This window comes from Vibrio sp. 10N.222.49.A3 (genome assembly GCF_041475145.1).
Classification (GTDB): domain Bacteria; phylum Pseudomonadota; class Gammaproteobacteria; order Enterobacterales; family Vibrionaceae; genus Vibrio; species Vibrio tasmaniensis_A.
On record NZ_JBFRVM010000329.1, the window covers coordinates 1 to 269 of the forward strand.

1 pseudogene is annotated in these 269 nt (G+C 50.9%); it reads right to left on the bottom strand.

The annotated features are described in order from the left end of the window. Nucleotides 1–269 (bottom strand): annotated as a pseudogene (locus AB4589_RS25420) (phage tail protein); the annotation flags it as partial.

The window sequence follows — 269 nt, forward strand, 5'->3', positions numbered from 1 at the left end:
GTCCTTACCTAAAGGGATTGATAAGATGGAGTTGCTTGGTACATAGTGGTGAACGCGGCGAATGGCGTTGGCGAGCGTGCCCTCACCGAAGGTCTTTTTCGCATCATCGTAATTGGTGGTGTGGTAGAGCTTTAATGGCTCTGCCAACTCAGAGGTGCCAAACACACCAATCACACTGGACGACACTTCGATGACCGAAATGGGACCTGTGAGCGATTCGATGGTTCGGATGCCGTGAAGTAATTCGGCCATGGATACTGTCTCCTGTT